Raw genomic sequence first — 15,439 nt, forward strand, 5'->3', positions numbered from 1 at the left:
CTCAACTCGAAGCGAGCGAGCAGATGGGTGAAACCCCTCAGCGCTCGGCCGACGCCGGCACCGGCGGGACCCGCGTGACCGAAGGTCACGAGCGGCCCGCCGGTGCCTCGGCGCGTCTGGCCGAGCCACCAGTCAGCACCCGTATCCCGGGCGGAGCCGGGCTGGGCGGCGGTGGCGCGCTGCCCCGGGCCCGGGCGTTCGGCGCAGAGCGCGCCTTCCGGGGCCTCACCCTGGCCGCCGGCGTCGCCGTCCTGGTCATCATCGCCGCGATCGCGGTCTTCCTGATCGCCAAGGCCGTGCCGGCGCTACGGGCCAACACCGAGGGCTTCTGGACCTTCGAGGGCTGGTTCCCGAACGACGCGGAGCCGAAGTTCGGCATCGGGGCGCTCGCCTTCGGCACCGTGCTCAGCTCCGCCCTGGCCCTGCTGATGGCGGTGCCGGTGGCCCTGGGGATCGCGCTCTACCTGTCCCACTACGCGCCGCGCCGGCTCGGCACCACGCTGGGCTTCCTGATCGACCTGCTGGCCGCGGTGCCGAGCGTGGTCTTCGGCCTCTGGGGCCGGGACGTCTTCATCAACCCGGTCCGGGACTTCTCCACCTGGCTGAACACGTACTTCGGGTGGATCCCGATCTTCGGCGGCGACGGCCCGTTCGGGAAGTCCATCATGCTGGGCGCGCTGGTCCTGGCGATCATGGTGCTGCCGATCATCACGTCGCTCTCCCGCGAGGTGTTCCTGCAGACCCCGACCGCCAACGAGGAGGCCGCCCTCGCCCTCGGCGCCACCCGCTGGGAGATGATCCGCACCGCGGTGCTGCCGTACGGCCGCCCCGGCATCGTCGCCGCGGTGATGCTCGGGCTGGGCCGGGCGCTCGGCGAGACCATCGCCCTGGCGATGACCCTCGGCATCACCTTCAACATCTCGTTCAACCTCATCGAGAGCGGCGGCAACACCATCGCCGCCAACATCGCCAACACGTTCGGCGAGGCGAACGACACGGGTCGGGGCGCGCTGATCGCCTCCGGTCTGGTGCTCTTCGCCATCACGCTGATCGTCAACATCACGGCGCGGGCGATCATCCACCGCCGCCGGGAGTTCACGGAGTCGGCCGCATGACCACTACCGTCACCCGCACCCGCCCACCGGCCCAGCCGCCCACCCTGAAGGCCCGGCGGCTGCCGAAGTACGCCGCACCGGCCGTCGCGGCGGCCGCGCTGCTGGTCGCCGCCGCGGTCGTGTACGGCGCCGGCATCGGCGGCCCGGTGCTGGTCGTGGTACTCGGCGCGGTGCTCTACCTGGTCGGCCTCTTCGCCGCGGCGAACGCGGTCGAGGGGCGCCGGTCGGCACGCAACCGCACCTGGAGCGCGCTGATCCACTCCGCGTTCGTGCTGGCCGTCCTGCCGCTGGCCTCGGTGGTCTGGACGCTGGTCAGCAAGGGCGCCGAACGGCTGGACGGCGACTTCTTCCTCACCTCGATGAACAACATCGGCGCCCGCGACCCGAACGGCGGGGCGTACCACGCGATCGTCGGCACGTTGCAGCAGGTCGGCATCGCCGCCCTGATCACCGTCCCGCTCGGCATCCTCTGCGCCATCTACGTCGTCGAGTACGGCCGGGGCCGGTTCGCCTTCGCGATCCGGTTCTTCGTGGACGTCATGACGGGCATCCCGTCGATCGTCGCCGGCCTGTTCGTGCTGGCGTTCTGGGTGCTGATCGTCTCGCCGTGGTTCAACGACGGCCGGCCGAGCTTCTCCGGCTTCGCCGCCGCGCTCGCGCTGAGCGTGCTGATGCTGCCCACCGTGGTCCGCTCCACCGAGGAGATGCTGCGTCTCGTCCCGGCGCCGCTGCGCGAGGGGGCGTACGCCCTCGGCGTGCCGAAGTGGAAGACCATCCTGCGGGTCGTGCTGCCCACCGCGCTGCCGGGCATCGTCACCGGCGTCATGCTCGCCATCGCCCGCGCGGCCGGCGAGACCGCCCCGGTGCTGCTCGTCGCCGGCGGCGGCGCGGCGATCAACTTCAACCCGTTCGAGAACAACCAGTCGTCGCTGGCCCTCTTCGTCTACCAGCAGGCGGGCGACGCGTCCCGGTACGCGCCGGCGCGGGCGTGGACCGCGGCACTCACCCTGGTCGCCCTCGTGCTGATCCTGACCGTCGCGGCGAAGCTGCTGGCCCGCCGCAACCGGCTCGGCCGATGAACCCCGGAGGTACCACCACCATGGCCAAGCGCATCGAAGCCTCGAACGTGACCGCCTACTACGGCGCCTTCAAGGCGATCGAGAACATCAACCTGACCGTCGAGCCGAAGACGGTGACCGCCCTGATCGGCCCGTCCGGCTGCGGCAAGTCCACCTTCCTCCGGTCGATCAACCGGATGCACGAGGTGCTTCCCGGCGCCCGGGTCGAGGGCAGCCTCACCATCGACGACCAGGACATCTACGACCGGGACGTGGACGTCACCGCCGTCCGCCGCATGATCGGCATGGTCTTCCAGCGGCCGAACCCGTTCCCCACCATGAGCATCTTCGAGAACGTGGTGGCCGGCCTGCGGCTCAACGGGGTCCGCAAGAAGTCGATCCTGGACGAGGCGGCCGAGAAGGCGCTCCGCTCGGCCAACCTCTGGGACGAGGTGAAGGACCGGCTCGGCAGGCCCGGCGCCGGCCTCTCCGGCGGTCAGCAGCAGCGGCTCTGCATCGCCCGGACCATCGCGGTCGAGCCGCAGGTGGTGCTGATGGACGAGCCCTGCTCGGCGCTCGACCCGATCTCCACGCTGGCCATCGAGGACCTGATGTTCCAGCTCAAGGACAAGTTCACCATCATCATCGTCACGCACAACATGCAGCAGGCCGCCCGCGTCTCGGACCGGACCGCCTTCTTCTCCATCGAGAAGACCGGCGACCCGGGCCGCCTGATCGAGTACGACAACACGCAGAAGATCTTCAGCAACCCCGGGGTGAAGAAGACCGAGGACTACATCACCGGCCGCTTCGGCTGAGCCGGCCCCGTCCCCGCCCACCGGCGTCCCGTCCCCCGTCCCGGGCGGGGCGCCGTCGGCGTCTGCGGCCCGGCTCCCGACCGCGTCGGCCGTCGGCCGACTCCCGTCCCGTCGGTCCGGACCAGGGCGTACGGCAGCGCCGGCACACGGCGGCGCGGATACGGCGGTCAGGCCAGCACGAAGCGGGGTTCGCCGTCGTCGGGCAGATCGAGGCGCGGGGTGACCGGGGTGGCGGCGTCCCGGGTCGCCGCCGCCGCGGCGACGCCGGCCAGGTCGCCGCCGGCCGCCACCTGGGCCAGGGTCACCAGGGTCGGCGGCAGCATGGTCAGCTCGCCCGCCTCCGTCCGGGCCAGGGCGTCCGCCGGGCGGATCCACAGGGTGTGGTCGGCCTCGCCGGAGACGTCCCGGGTCCGCTGCCCCTCGGGCAGGAGAGCCACGAAGAAGTACGTGTCGAAGCGGCGCGGCTCGAACTCCGGCGTGATCCACCGGCTCCACGGCAGCAGCAGGTCCGACCGGAGGGTGAGCCCGCGCCGGGCGAGCAGGTCCGCGAAGCCGGCCCGGCGCTGCTCCAGCGCCACCCGGTCGGCCTCCCAGTCGTCGCCGCTCACGTCGCCCACCACGGTCCCGGCGTCGGGGCCGGCGAGCAGGACCCCGGCCTCCTCGAACACCTCGCGGGCGGCGGCGCAGACCACCGCCTGGGCGGCCGCCGGGGTCTGCCCCAGCCGCTCGGCCCAGCCGGCCGGCGTCGGGCCGGCCCAGTCCAGGTGCGCCTGCGAGTCCGAGGGGTCGACCCCACCGCCGGGGAAGGCGTACATCCCGCCGAAGGCCATCGCGGCGACCCGCCGGATCAGGTACACCTCGAAGTCGTCGCCGGCCGGGCGGAGCAGCAGCACGGTGGCCGCGACCCGGGGCGCCGCCGGGATGCCGCCCTCGGCGCGGAACCGGCGGGCGTGCTCCACCAGCGCCGGGGGTGCGGGGAAGCCGTCGGCGTGGATCGTCATGCGCCGAGCCTAGTTCCCGACCGGTGGATCGCCCGCCCTGCGGTCCGGTGATCCGGCACTGGCGTGGCCGCCATGACTCGTCGGGGCATCCTGGCCACTGCCGGAGAGCCCCCTGGTCCCGCACGCGGCCACCCTGGAGGGCCCTGCTCGACGGGATCCGCGCCCGGATCGGCGTCGACTACGCCTGACATCCCCGGACGCGCGGAGGGCCCCCGCCGGTCGGCGGGGGCCCTCCGGGTGAGCCGTCAGCTGAAGAGCGGGCGGGCCAGGAAGTACATCAGGGCGCCGATCGAGCCGGCGGCCGGGAACGTGAGGATCCACGCGCCGACGATGTTGCCGGCCACGCCCCACCGCACGGCGGAGAGCCGCTTGGTGGCGCCGACACCCATGATCGCCGAGGTGATCGTGTGGGTGGTCGAGATCGGGGTGCCGAGGACCAGCGCGTTGAAGTAGAGCACCGAGCTGGCCACGGTCTCGGCCGCGAAGCCCTCCGGCGGCTTCAGGTCGATGATCTTCCGGCCGAGCGTCCGGATGATCCGCCACCCACCGGCGTACGTGCCGGCGGCCAGCACGGCCGCCGAGGTCCAGAACGCCCACTCCGGGATGAAGCTCGGGTCGTCCTGGTAGCCGCCCACGTAGAGGGCGAGCACCACGATGCCGATGGTCTTGGCGGCGTCCTGCATGCCGTGGCCGACCGACATCGCGGCGGCCGACGCGGTCTGCGCCCAGCGGAAGCCTCGGTTGAGCTTGCCGGGGTGCCCCTTCCGGAAGATCCACTGCACGGCGATCATGACGATGTAACCGAGCAGGAAGCCGACCATCGGCGAGAGGATCATCGGGATGATCACGCTCTCCCCGATGCCGCTCCAGAGCACGGTGCCGGACGCGGCGACGGTCGAGCCGACCAGTCCGCCGATCAGCGCGTGCGACGAGGACGACGGCAGGCCGAAGTACCAGGTGATCAGGTTCCAGACGATCGCGCCGATCACGCCGGCGAAGACGATGCCGAGGCTGGCCTGCCCGGTGGGTAGTTTCACCAGGCCGCTGCCGACGGTCTTGGCCACCTCGGCGCCGAAGTGGGCGCCGATGAAGTTGCCGACCGCCGCCATGGCCAGGGCCACCCGGGGTGTGAGCGCCCGGGTGGAGATGCTGGTCGCGATCGCGTTGGCGGCGTCGTGGAAGCCGTTGGTGTAGTCGAACGCCAACGCCACCGCGATCACCGCCAGCACGGCGATGAGTTCGGGGCTCACAGGATCAGGACTCCTTGACCGCGATGGTCTCGACGGTGTTCGCCACGTGCTCGAAGGAGTCGCAGGCGGCCTCCAGCTCGTCGGCGACCTCCTTCATCTTCAGCACGGTCAGTGCGTCGTACTCGCCGGAGAAGAGGCGGACCAGCAGCATCCGGTACGCCTGGTCGCCGTCGTTCTCGAGCCGGTTGCACTCGATCCAGTAGTCCTCGAGGTCCTTCATCGACTTCAGCCGCGGCATGGCCTCGGCGGTCAGCTTCGCCTGCGCGTCGAGGACGTTGATCAGCTCGTGCATCTCCCGGGGCAGCGACGGGATCTTGGTGAGCCCGTAGAGGTAGAGCAGGTTGCCGACCGCCTCGAGGTGGTCCATCACGTCGTCCAGCAGCGAGCCGAGCCGGTAGATGTCCTCCCGGTCGAACGGCGTGATGAAGGTGGAGTTGATCTTCTTGTAGAGCTCGTGGGTGATCTGGTCGCTGTCGTGCTCCACCTCGGTGAGCCGCTCGCTGACCGACTGCACCTCCACACCGGGCAGGGCCAGCTCGTTGAGCAGTTCGGTGCCCTTCACCAGGTTCTGCGCGGCCCTGGTGAAGAGCTCGTAGAAGGCGCCCTCGTTCGGGCGGAAGGAAAACTTCACAGCACGGACCTCGTCGTGTCGGTGGAAGGGTACGGCCGCCCGGAGGGATGCCCGACTGGGAATGCTAGGAAACGACGGAAGCGGGAATTCCGCGGCCTCCCCCTGGTCAGGCCGCATTCATCGGTCGTTCACCTGTCGTTCACCTACGCCGTTTCCCTCAGATCCCAGCAGCCGCTCCCGTTCCCGCCGGACGTCGAAACCGGCAGGCGGATACCCCGGATGGAGGGGTGCCGAACGTCTCCCTGAGCAGGTGCGCGACCGCCCGGTCGCGGTACCCCTCGCGGTCCGCCGGCACCGCGTACCAGCCCCGCCCCGTCCGCCCGTCAAGGCGGGACGGTGGATGGGTCGGGGTGGCGGGAGAATGGGCGAAGGCTGGTGCTGGGAGGTTCGCGTGCGGGATCTGGCGACGGAGTTCGAGGCCGAGCGGGGGCGGCTGCTGGCGGTCGCGTACCGGATGCTCGGCAGTCGTGGCGAGGCCGAGGACGCCGTGCAGGAGACCTGGCTGCGGTACGCCGCCGCGCTCGCCGACCCGGCGGCCCGCGCCGAGATCCGGCACCTCGGCGCCTGGCTGACCACCGCCTGCGCCCGGATCTGCCTGGACGTGCTGCGCTCGGCGCGGGTGCGGCGGGAGGCGTACCCCGGCCAGTGGCTGCCGGAGCCCGTGGTGACCCCGCTCGACCAGGGCCCGCGCACCGACGGCTTCGCGCCCGACCCGGCGGAGCGCGCGGTCCGCACCGACCAGGTCGGCACGGCGCTCATGGTGGTGCTGGAACGGCTCACGCCGGAGCAGCGGGTCGCCTTCGTGCTGCACGACGTCTTCGCCGTGCCCTTCCCCCGGATCGCCGAGGCGCTCGGCACGACCGACGCCGCCGCCCGCCAGCTCGCCTCCCGGGCCCGCCGGGCGGTGCAGGCGCCCGACGCGCCCCGGGACACCGCCGACCCGGCCGAGCAGCGCCGGGTCGTCGCCGCGTTCGTCGCCGCCGTCGAGTCGGGCGACCTGGACGCGCTGGTGCGGGTGCTCGCCCCGGGCGTGGTCCTCATCGGCGACAGCGGCGGTCACTTCCCGGCGGCCCGCCGCCCGGTGGTCGGCGTCGACGCGGTGGCCCGGTTCGTCCTGGGCCTCTTCGGCCGGGCCGGCCGCTACGGTGCCACGGTGCGCGCCCGCCCGGTGCTCGTCAACGGCGTGCTGGGCATGCAGATGGAGACGGTGCACTCCGACGGCCGGCCGCTGCGGGTGGTCGCCGCCCTGGCGGTGGACGGCGGCCGGGTGACCGGGATCTTCCACCAGCTCAACCCCGAGAAGCTGCGCGACGTGCCGCCGCTGGGGGCCGACGACGGCTGGCCGCCACGCTGGTGACCCCCGGCGCCGCGGCGGCGACGTCCAGGTGCGCGTCACCGACGCCCGGACGCCGCGTCGGTGCCCCGTGGGCCCCGTGTCGGTGGCGGCGCTCGGGCGCGCCCGGCCACGGCGACCGCGCCGGCTCAGACCACCAGGGCGAGCCACTTCCGGTACGACGTGGCGAACGGCTCGGTGCCGTCGCCGAGCGCGCCGAGGAGCCACCGGGCCGCCGCCTCGGCCTCCGTCACCACGTCGTCCGGATAGCCGAAGCGGGCCCGGTGCTCGGCGAACTCGTCCTCGTCGCGCAGCTCGACCGCGCCGGTGGCCCGGCGGCGCACCACGTCCAGATCCAGGTCGATCAGGTGGACGGTGTGGTCGTCCTCCCAGCGGGCCGGGCTGGCGATGTCGCAGTAGACCTCGCTGGTGCGCGGCGGCGGGTTGAACATGCCGGTCCACCAGCCCTGGTGGGGCACCAGGAGCACGAACGGGATCTGCTCGACCGACGGCCGGCCGTGGTAGACCGACTTCGTGCCCTCGGTGACGCCGAGCCAGACGCCGAGGTCGTCCTCGGCCAGCCGGCGGGCCGGGTAGTCGCGGTGGGCGCTGCCGTCGTACTTGCGGTAGATCACGCGGACCACGTCGCTCGGCATGAGTCGCACCCTAACCGATACCGCCCATCGGTCGCCGCACGGAAATTACCGGACTCGGCCCGTGGGATTCCGTACCGTGACGACGCCACGCCCGGATCGGCGCGGCCGGTGTCGCCGCCGGCGGGTACCGTCGCACGGTGACTCCGCGCCTCGCCACCGGTTCCGTTGCCCCCTCGCCCCGCACCGGAGGCCGCCGGCGGGGCTCCCGGCCGAGCGGGGCCGAGCTGCTCGCCGCCGCGGTCGGCGCGGTGCCCGGCGGCGCCGCGCGCCCGGGCCAGCAGCAGATGGCCACCGCCATCGAGGAGTGCGTGCAGGCGCGCGAGCACCTGCTCGTGCAGGCCGGCACGGGCACCGGCAAGTCGCTGGCCTACCTCACCCCGGCGCTGACCGTGGACGGCCCGGTGGTGGTCTCCACGGCCACCCTGGCGTTGCAGTCCCAACTGGTCGACCACGACCTGCCCCGGCTCGCCGACGCCGTGGAGCCGGTGCTCGGCCGCCGGCCCACCTTCGCCGTGCTCAAGGGGCGGCACCACTACCTCTGCCTGGCCCGGCTGGACAACTCCACCGAGGACGAGCCGGAGGACACGCTCTTCGACGCCCCGGCGGCGCGCCCCGGCGGCGGCACGAAGTGGCTCGGCGAGGCCGGGCGGCTCGGCAAGCAGATCCAGCGGCTGCGCGACTGGGCGGAGAAGACCGACACCGGCGACCGGGACGAGCTGGACCCGGGCGTCGACGACCAGGCGTGGCGGCTGGTCTCCATGCCGGCCCGGGAGTGCGTCGGCGCGGCCCGCTGCCCGTTCGGCGCGGAGTGCTTCGCCGAGGCCTCCCGCGCCCGGGCCCGCGAGGCCGACATCGTCGTCACCAACCACAGCCTGCTGGCCGTGGACATGCTCGCCGGCCGGCACATCGTGCCGCCGCACAAGCTGCTCATCGTGGACGAGGCGCACGAGCTGGCCGACCGCGTCTCCTCGGCCGCCCAGGCCGAGCTGGTGCCGGAGCTGATCGACCGCTCCGCGAAGCGGGCCCGCCCACTGCTGCGCCCGGAGACCGCCGACTCGCTCACCGCGGCCGGCGACGCCCTGGCGGTCGGGCTGGCGGAGGCGCCGGCCGGGCGGATCACCTCCGGGTTGCCGGCCGCGCTGCGCGAGGCGTGCACCCTGCTCGACGCGGCCACCCGGGCGGCGCTCGACGGCATCGGCGAGATCAAGGCCGACGACCCCGATCCGGTGCGCAAGCAGCAGGCCAAGGCGGTGCTCGACGAGCTCTCCGCCACCGCCCAGCGGCTGCTGGAAGAGGCCGACCACGACGTGGCCTGGGTGGAGAAGAACGACAACACCGGCCGCCGGGCGCTGGTGGTCGCGCCGCTGTCGGTCGCCGGCACCCTCGCCACCCACCTGTACGACGAGCGCACGGTGGTCGCCACCTCGGCGACCCTGACGCTCGGCGGCCGGTTCGACACGGTGGCCCGGGCGCTCGGGCTGGAGGCGCCCCCGGCCGACCCGCCGTCACCGGCCGCCGCGGCCCTGGCCGCCCGCGCCGCCGGCCGCTCCGACCAGGCGGGCCGCGCCGGGGCCACACCGACCGCCGGGGCCGGGCCGGCGACCGGCACACCGGGGGTGCCGGCGACGTCGGGGCCCGGGTGGCGCTCGCTCGACGTCGGCTCGCCGTTCGACTACGCGCGGCAGGGCATCCTCTACGTCGCCGCGCACCTGCCCCGGCCCAGCGTCTCCGGGCTGCCCGACGCGGCCGGCGAGGAGCTGCTCGCGCTGGTCACCGCGCTCGGCGGGCGTACGCTCGGCCTCTTCTCCTCGCGACGGGCCGCGCAGCAGGCGGCGGAGCTGCTGCGCGCGCGGACCGACCTGCCCGTCCTGCTCCAGGGCGAGGAGGCGCTGCCGCTGCTGGTGCGCCGGTTCCGGGAGGAGAAGGCGAGCTGCCTGTTCGGGGTGATGTCGCTGTGGCAGGGCGTCGACGTGCCGGGCGACTCCTGCCAGCTGGTGGTCATCGACCGGCTGCCCTTCCCCCGGCCGGACGAGCCGCTCGCGGCGGCCCGGGCCGCCGCGGTCGACGCCAACGGCGGGTCCGGTTTCGCCGCGGTGAGCGTGCCGATCGCCGCGGTCCGGCTGGCGCAGGGGGTGGGGCGGCTGATCCGGTCGACCGGCGACAAGGGCGTGGTCGCGGTGCTCGACTCGCGGCTGGAGACCGCGCGGGGCTACGGAGCCTTCCTGCGCCGCTCGCTGCCGCCGTTCTGGTACACCACCCGGCCGGAGGTCGCCCGCGGCGCCCTCGAACGCCTCGCCAAGGTCTGACCCGCCCCGGCGGGTCAGGGGGCCTTGGAGGCGACGACGACGGCGTCGGGTGGGGTGTCCGGAACGGTGCGGGCGGCGAGCCGGCGGACGGCCGTGTTCAGCACGGCGATCAGCGGCACCGAGACGAGCGCGCCGGTGATCCCGGCGAGGACCACGCCGGCCGCGATCCCGATGATCACCGCGAGCGGGTGGATGGCCACCGCGCGCCCCATGATCAGCGGCTGGAGGAGGTGCCCCTCCACCTGCTGCACCCCGATCACCACGCCGAGGATGATCAACGCGGTCACCAGGCCGCTGTCGACCAGCGCGACCAGGACCGCGACGACGCCCGACAGGGTCGCCCCGACGATCGGGATGAACGCCCCGAGGAAGACCAGCGCGGCGAGCGGGAAGGCGAACGGGATGTCGAAGACGACCAGGAAGATGCCGATGCCGACCGCGTCGATGAAGGCGACCAGCACGGTCGCGCGTACGTAGGCGACCAGGGTCGACCAGGAGGCCCGGCCGGCGTCGTCGACCTTCCAGCGGGCGGCCACCGGCAGCAGCCGGACCAGGAAGCGCCAGATCCGGTTGCCGTCACGCAGGAAGAAGAAGGTGGCGAAGAGCACCAGCAGCGTGCCGGTCAGCACCTCGGCCAGCGTCGCGGCCGTGGAGAGGGCGCCGCTGGTGAGCTTCTCGGTGTTGTCGTTGACCCACTTCTGGCCCTCTTCGATGTAGCGGTCGAGCTGGCCGTCGGAGAGGTGCAGCGGGCCCGTCTTGAGCCAGTCCTGGATCTGCCGGACGCCCTCCGACGACTTCTTGCTCAGCTCCGGCACGCCCTGGATGAACTCGTTCACCACCAGGGTCAGCGTGCCGATCACCGCGGCGAGGCCGCCGACCAGCACCACCGCGGTCGCCAGCGAGCGGGGGAAGCGGGCCCGCAGCAGCCAGCCGACGGCCGGCGCGAGCAGCGCCGAGAGCAGCAGCGCGACCGCCAGCGGGATGACCACGATCTTGATGGTGCCGACGATCTTCATCAGCGCCCAGGCGACGCCGCCGATCACGATCAGCCGCCAGGACCAGGCGGCGGCGATCCGCAGCCCGTGCGGCACGTCGGCGTCGTCCCGGCTGGAGGTGGAGGTGTGCACCGCCGCCGGCGCCTCCGCCCCGAGCACGGTCGCCGACGGCGCCGCCGCCGGCCCGGGGGACGCCGGCGAGGCCACCCCGGCCGGCTCGGAAGCGTCGACCGGGTCCGTACGGCGGGGGCGCACCGATTCCCGGCCCGACTCGTACGCGCGACGGAGCCGTCCGCGTACCCGCTCGAAGCGGCTCAAGCGCACCTCCTGGCTTCAGAACCTGGCCGTGCCCGCCCCGGTGGGCGGACAGGATACGTCCGACCACGCCACCGTAGGGCAGTTCCGCCACCCAGTGCCCCCCGCCCCCGGCGCGTAACCGCTCACGGCCGCCCGACCGGGACACGGTAGCGTTTCCGGCGTGACCGCCGACAAGAATCTCGACTCCGGCCTGCCGATCCGCCTGCTGCACGACCGCGTGCTGGTGCGGATGGAGGGGAGCGAGGGTGAGCGCCGCTCCACCGCCGGCATCGTGATCCCGGCGACCGCCGCCGTGGGCAAGCGGCTCGCCTGGGCCACCGCTGTCGGGGTGGGGCCGAACGTCCGCGCCATCGTCTCGGGCGACCGGGTCCTGTTCGACCCGGACGACCGCTCGGAGGTCGAGCTGCACGGCCGCGGGTACGTGCTGCTGCGCGAGCGCGACGTGCACGCCGTGGCCGCCGAGCGCGTGGAGGACAACTCCACCGGCCTCTACCTCTGAGCCCTCCCCGCCCGCCCCGCCGCGCGCGGCTGCGGGCGCCGGTGTCGTTTGCGGCGCTCCCGGCCGGGAAGCCAGCCGCACCACCGGCCCTGGGGAGGGACGATGCCGGTATTCGTGAAGAAGCTGCTGCTCTGGGGAAGCGTCGCGTTCCTGATCTACTTCATGGCGTTCCGGCCCGAGGGCGCGGCCGAGATGTTCAAGGCGATCGGGGCGGGGCTGATGGCGATGGCGCAGGGCCTCGGCGACTTCCTCACCAGCCTGATGACCTGACGACCCGGGCCACCAGGAAGCGACCCGGGGCGCCGCCCCAGCGGTGACCGCCGGCCGGGAGCGGGTCAGTGGTGGCCGGGCGGCCGGGGACCGGAGTCAGTGGTGGCCGGGCGGCCAGGGACCCGCGGGTCGCGCGCCGGGCCAGCCGGGCGGGCCGTAGCCGGGGGCCCCGTAGCCGGCGGGGAAGGCCGGGGGCGGCGGGGCGAGCACCACCGGGATCGGCACCACCGGCTCGTCCGGCGCCTCGACCGTCCGCTGCGAGCCGTCCGGGAACCGCAGGTGGTAGCGGTGCCCGTCCCAGATCCCGGCCGGCGCCTGCGGATCCCTCCCCACGAAGAACGACCGGTACGCGGCGATCGCCTCCAGCAGCTCCCGTTCCTCCCGCGCCGTCCGTTCCCGGTCCGCCGGCCTGCGGTCCAGGCCGCGCAGCGCGCCGTCGCGCAGCAGCGCCAGCCGGGTCGCCGCGAACTGGTAGCCGCGCATGGCCCGCACGCCGGCGTCCCCGGCCACCCGCTTGGCCCACACCCGGGCCGCGTGCCGTCGCCCCAGGCTGCTCAGCGCCGCCACCTCCGGCGGGGTCAGCCAGCCGGCCCGGACGTAGTCCGGCAGGGTGCGCTCGGTGAGCCGCCCCTCCCAGGCCCGCAGCCACAGGGCCAGCCCGACCATGCCGAAGAAGATCGGCACCATCACGCCGATGAAGCCGTACAGCATGATCAGCGCCTCACCGGTGGCCTGGGTGAGCGTGGGCAGCAGGTTCCACAGGCCGTGCAGCATCATCGCCAGCAGCAGGCCGGCGATCGGGGCGAGCACCCGGACGCGCCGGTCGGCGGTGCGGGCGGCGATGCCCAGCCCGACCCCGGTCATCGAGGTGAACAGCGGGTGGGCGAAGCCGAAGAGCAGGATCCGGACGATGAAGATCGCGATGACCTGCTGCGTGCCGGTCGCCGGGCCGTACCGCTCGACGCCGGTGGCGTAGCCGTAGCCGCCCAGGTAGAGGATGTTCTCCACCATGGCGAACCCGATCGCGGAGAGCCCGCAGTAGACCAGGGCGTCGGTGATCCCGGAGATCTCCCGTCGGCGGAAGATCAGCAGCAGGATCGGCCCGAGCGCCTTGGTGAGCTCCTCGATGAACGGCGCGACCAGCACCGCCGTCAGCGCGGTCGGCAGCCCCCAGTCGTCGAAAAGGCCGGACGAGAACTCGTTGACGGTCAGCGAGGCGGCGGTCGAGACGAACGCGCCCCAGGCGAAGCAGAAGATCAGGTATTTCAGCGGTTCCGGTTCGTACCGGTCGAGCCAGAGGAAACAGCCCACCAGCACCGGGACCGGGAGGATCGCCGCGACCAGGCCGATCAGCAGCGCCTGCACGCCGAGGCTCTCGCCGAGCGTGAAGACCATGAACACCGCGCAGGCGGCGATCAGCAGGACGACCCCGGCCAGCACCAGGGCCCGCCGCCAGCCCAGCCGGCGCAGCGGCATCCGGGGAGCGGCCGCGCCCGACGGCGGGACGGCGGGCACGGTCGGCGACGACGGCAGGGGTGCGCCGGGCGGGGTGTCGGCCATGCGGTCAGCGTAGTCACCCCCGGCCGGCTGGACCGGGCGCATCCGCGCGCTATGCTGCCGGCAGGTCACGAGCGCCAGCGTCAAGCCCCGGCTTGCTGGCCGGCAACCCTCGTCGAGGTTCGCGGTGGGGTGCCCCGGGTGATGACCGGGCCCGGCCCGATCCGCGTGCCGGGCAAGCGCGGACCCCGCCCGGTGTGCCCACCCGGGGTCCCCGGACCCGGAGGTCGGCCGATGACCGTCACCCTCGTACCCCCGCCCGCGCCGCACCCGACGCGGACCGCGCCGCCGCCCGCGGCCGCCGGGCCGCTCGACGTGCTCGGCGTGCCGGGCCAGGTCAACCTGGACTACGCGGCCACCGCGCCGTGCGCGCGGGCCGCCGCCGACGCGGTGGCCGAGCTGCTCCCCTGGTACGCCAGCGTGCATCGCGGCGCGGGGGCGCTGTCGCGGCGCTGCACCCTCGCCTACGAGCGCGCCCGGCAGACCGTCGGCGACTTCTTCGGCGCCCGCGCCGGCGACCACGTGCTCTTCACCCGCAACACCACGGACGCGCTGAACCTGCTGGCCCGGGTGCTGCCCGCCGGCACCACGGTGGTGACCTTCGGCGGGGAGCACCACGCGAACCTGCTGCCCTGGCCGCGCGGATCGGTCCGGCTGCCGGTGCCGCGGGAGCCGGCCGAGGCGGTCCGGGCGCTGGACGCCGCCCTCGCCGAGCTGCGCAGGCCGGGCGCGGGGGGCGGCCCCGGCGCCGACCACCGCCCGCCCGTGCTCGTCGCGGTGACCGGGGCGAGCAACGTGACCGGCGAGCTCTGGCCGGTGGCGGAGCTGGCCCGGGTGGCCCGGCGGCACGGGGCCCGGATCGCCGTGGACGCCGCGCAGCTCGCCCCGCACGCGCCGGTGGACGTCGCCGCCCTCGACGTCGACTACCTCGCGGTCTCCGGCCACAAGCTGTACGCGCCGTTCGGCGCGGGGGTGCTCGTCGGGCGGGCGGACTGGCTGGACGCCGCGCCGCCGTACCTGGCCGGCGGGGGCGCCACCGGTCACGTCGGCGCGGCCACCCACGACGTACGTTGGGCGACCGGACCGGCCCGGCACGAGGCGGGCACGCCGAATCTGCTCGGCGCGGTCGCCCTCGCGGCGGTCTGCGGCGCCCTGGCCGGGGCCGACCGGGCGGCGCTGCACGACGCCGAGCAGGCCCTGCTGGCCCGGCTGCGCCGCGGCCTGGCGGCCCTGCCGCACGTGGTCGAGCTGCGCACCTTCGGGCCGGACGCGCCGCGGGTGGGCATCGTGTCGTTCGTGGTGGCCGGCCGGGACTCGGCGGACGTGGCGGCGGACCTGGCCGGCAACCACGACATCGGGGTGCGCGACGGCCTCTTCTGCGCCCACCCGCTGGCCCGGCGACTGCTCGCCGAGGCGGCGGCGCGCAGCGGCCGGCGGGACCTGCCGCCGACCGCCCTGCGCGCGAGCGTCGGCCTGGGCAGCACGGCGGAACACGTGGACCGGCTGCTCGCCGCCCTCGCCGCAGCGGCCTGAACGACCGCCGCGGCCCGGTCAGCTTCCGCTGGTGGGGTACGACGGCCTGGCGCATCGACATCGGCGACCGCACCGTCCTGGTCGACCCCTTCCTCAGCC

At 74.1% G+C, this 15,439-nt stretch carries 14 protein-coding genes and 1 riboswitch; of the genes, 8 read left to right on the forward strand and 6 right to left on the reverse strand.

Translation table 11 applies throughout. The features are described from left to right. The first annotated feature begins 23 nt into the window (after positions 1 to 23). Genes pstC through pstB form a run of 3 tightly spaced genes read left to right on the forward strand, consistent with a single transcriptional unit; the run spans position 24 to position 2,991 of the window. The gene (gene pstC / locus ABZ793_RS16455; RefSeq protein WP_350706922.1) at positions 24 to 1,115 is read left to right on the forward strand and encodes a phosphate ABC transporter permease subunit PstC; all 1,092 of its coding nucleotides are present in this window, start codon (positions 24 to 26) and stop codon (positions 1,113 to 1,115) included. Continuing rightward, positions 1,112 to 2,194, forward strand: coding sequence for a phosphate ABC transporter permease PstA (gene pstA, locus ABZ793_RS16460; protein ID WP_357457569.1), 1,083 nt, complete (start codon positions 1,112 to 1,114; stop codon positions 2,192 to 2,194). Before pstC ends, pstA begins: the two co-directional genes overlap by 4 nt. A 20-nt stretch (positions 2,195 to 2,214) precedes the next feature. Next, positions 2,215 to 2,991 carry a phosphate ABC transporter ATP-binding protein PstB gene (pstB, locus tag ABZ793_RS16465; protein WP_357457571.1) on the forward strand — a complete coding sequence of 259 codons (777 nt, stop codon included), beginning with the start codon at positions 2,215 to 2,217 and terminating at the stop codon, positions 2,989 to 2,991. Between the two features lie 167 nt (positions 2,992 to 3,158). Here pstB and ABZ793_RS16470 read toward each other — a convergent pair whose 3' ends face one another. The 3 genes from ABZ793_RS16470 to ABZ793_RS16480 form a co-directional block, all read right to left on the reverse strand. Continuing rightward, entirely contained in the window at positions 3,159 to 3,992 is an 834-nt protein-coding gene (locus ABZ793_RS16470) for an NUDIX domain-containing protein (protein WP_357457573.1), read from the reverse strand. Positions 3,993 to 4,237: 245 nt separating this feature from the next. Then, a complete protein-coding gene (locus ABZ793_RS16475) occupies positions 4,238 to 5,242 on the reverse strand; it encodes an inorganic phosphate transporter (RefSeq protein ID WP_357457575.1) in 1,005 nt (334 codons plus the stop codon). Between the two features lie 4 nt (positions 5,243 to 5,246). Next, the gene (locus tag ABZ793_RS16480; protein ID WP_350706910.1) at positions 5,247 to 5,873 is read right to left on the reverse strand and encodes a DUF47 family protein; all 627 of its coding nucleotides are present in this window, start codon (positions 5,871 to 5,873) and stop codon (positions 5,247 to 5,249) included. Between the two features lie 391 nt (positions 5,874 to 6,264). On the opposite strand from ABZ793_RS16480, the gene sigJ reads away from it, so the two are divergent. Further along, entirely contained in the window at positions 6,265 to 7,230 is a 966-nt protein-coding gene (gene sigJ, locus ABZ793_RS16485; protein WP_357457578.1) for an RNA polymerase sigma factor SigJ, read from the forward strand. Between the two features lie 125 nt (positions 7,231 to 7,355). On the opposite strand, the gene ABZ793_RS16490 is transcribed toward sigJ, so the two are convergent. After that, positions 7,356 to 7,862 carry a DUF402 domain-containing protein gene (locus ABZ793_RS16490; protein WP_357457580.1) on the reverse strand — a complete coding sequence of 169 codons (507 nt, stop codon included), beginning with the start codon at positions 7,860 to 7,862 and terminating at the stop codon, positions 7,356 to 7,358. A gap of 284 nt (positions 7,863 to 8,146) precedes the next feature. On the opposite strand from ABZ793_RS16490, the gene ABZ793_RS16495 reads away from it, so the two are divergent. Next, a complete protein-coding gene (locus ABZ793_RS16495; RefSeq protein WP_357457607.1) occupies positions 8,147 to 10,168 on the forward strand; it encodes an ATP-dependent DNA helicase in 2,022 nt (673 codons plus the stop codon). A 14-nt stretch (positions 10,169 to 10,182) separates the two neighbouring features. On the opposite strand, the gene ABZ793_RS16500 is transcribed toward ABZ793_RS16495, so the two are convergent. Beyond that, the gene (locus ABZ793_RS16500; RefSeq protein WP_357457582.1) at positions 10,183 to 11,481 is read right to left on the reverse strand and encodes an AI-2E family transporter; all 1,299 of its coding nucleotides are present in this window, start codon (positions 11,479 to 11,481) and stop codon (positions 10,183 to 10,185) included. Positions 11,482 to 11,641: 160 nt separating this feature from the next. Here ABZ793_RS16500 and ABZ793_RS16505 point away from each other — a divergent pair, with 160 nt between their 5' ends. Together ABZ793_RS16505 and ABZ793_RS16510 are read left to right on the forward strand one after the other, a co-directional pair. Beyond that, entirely contained in the window at positions 11,642 to 11,980 is a 339-nt protein-coding gene (locus ABZ793_RS16505; RefSeq protein ID WP_350706902.1) for a co-chaperone GroES, read from the forward strand. A gap of 102 nt (positions 11,981 to 12,082) precedes the next feature. Then, the gene (locus tag ABZ793_RS16510; protein WP_350706900.1) at positions 12,083 to 12,250 is read left to right on the forward strand and encodes a hypothetical protein; all 168 of its coding nucleotides are present in this window, start codon (positions 12,083 to 12,085) and stop codon (positions 12,248 to 12,250) included. Between the two features lie 96 nt (positions 12,251 to 12,346). Here the strand turns inward: ABZ793_RS16510 and ABZ793_RS16515 are convergent, their stop codons facing one another. Beyond that, positions 12,347 to 13,810: a PrsW family intramembrane metalloprotease gene (locus ABZ793_RS16515; protein ID WP_357457584.1), complete on the reverse strand. Its 1,464-nt coding sequence runs from the start codon at positions 13,808 to 13,810 to the stop codon at positions 12,347 to 12,349. Between the two features lie 63 nt (positions 13,811 to 13,873). Then, positions 13,874 to 13,995: riboswitch (SAM riboswitch) on the forward strand. Between the two features lie 46 nt (positions 13,996 to 14,041). On the opposite strand from ABZ793_RS16515, the gene ABZ793_RS16520 reads away from it, so the two are divergent. Then, positions 14,042 to 15,340, forward strand: a complete 1,299-nt coding sequence (locus tag ABZ793_RS16520; RefSeq protein WP_357457586.1) for an aminotransferase class V-fold PLP-dependent enzyme — start codon at positions 14,042 to 14,044, stop codon at positions 15,338 to 15,340. Positions 15,341 to 15,439 lie beyond the last annotated feature (99 nt).

The sequence above is a fragment of the Micromonospora sp. NPDC047465 genome (assembly GCF_040643125.1).
Lineage (GTDB): Bacteria > Actinomycetota > Actinomycetes > Mycobacteriales > Micromonosporaceae > Micromonospora.

Coding starts and splice junctions, on each gene's coding strand:
- pstB (WP_357457571.1), top strand. CDS start 2,215: ATGGCCAAGCGCATCGAAGCCTCGAACGTGACCGCCTACTACGGCGCC.
- ABZ793_RS16515 (WP_357457584.1), bottom strand. CDS start 13,810: ATGGCCGACACCCCGCCCGGCGCACCCCTGCCGTCGTCGCCGACCGTG.
- ABZ793_RS16510 (WP_350706900.1), top strand. CDS start 12,083: ATGCCGGTATTCGTGAAGAAGCTGCTGCTCTGGGGAAGCGTCGCGTTC.
- ABZ793_RS16470 (WP_357457573.1), bottom strand. CDS start 3,992: ATGACGATCCACGCCGACGGCTTCCCCGCACCCCCGGCGCTGGTGGAG.
- ABZ793_RS16495 (WP_357457607.1), top strand. CDS start 8,147: ATGGCCACCGCCATCGAGGAGTGCGTGCAGGCGCGCGAGCACCTGCTC.
- pstC (WP_350706922.1), top strand. CDS start 24: ATGGGTGAAACCCCTCAGCGCTCGGCCGACGCCGGCACCGGCGGGACC.
- ABZ793_RS16490 (WP_357457580.1), bottom strand. CDS start 7,862: ATGCCGAGCGACGTGGTCCGCGTGATCTACCGCAAGTACGACGGCAGC.
- ABZ793_RS16520 (WP_357457586.1), top strand. CDS start 14,042: ATGACCGTCACCCTCGTACCCCCGCCCGCGCCGCACCCGACGCGGACC.
- pstA (WP_357457569.1), top strand. CDS start 1,112: ATGACCACTACCGTCACCCGCACCCGCCCACCGGCCCAGCCGCCCACC.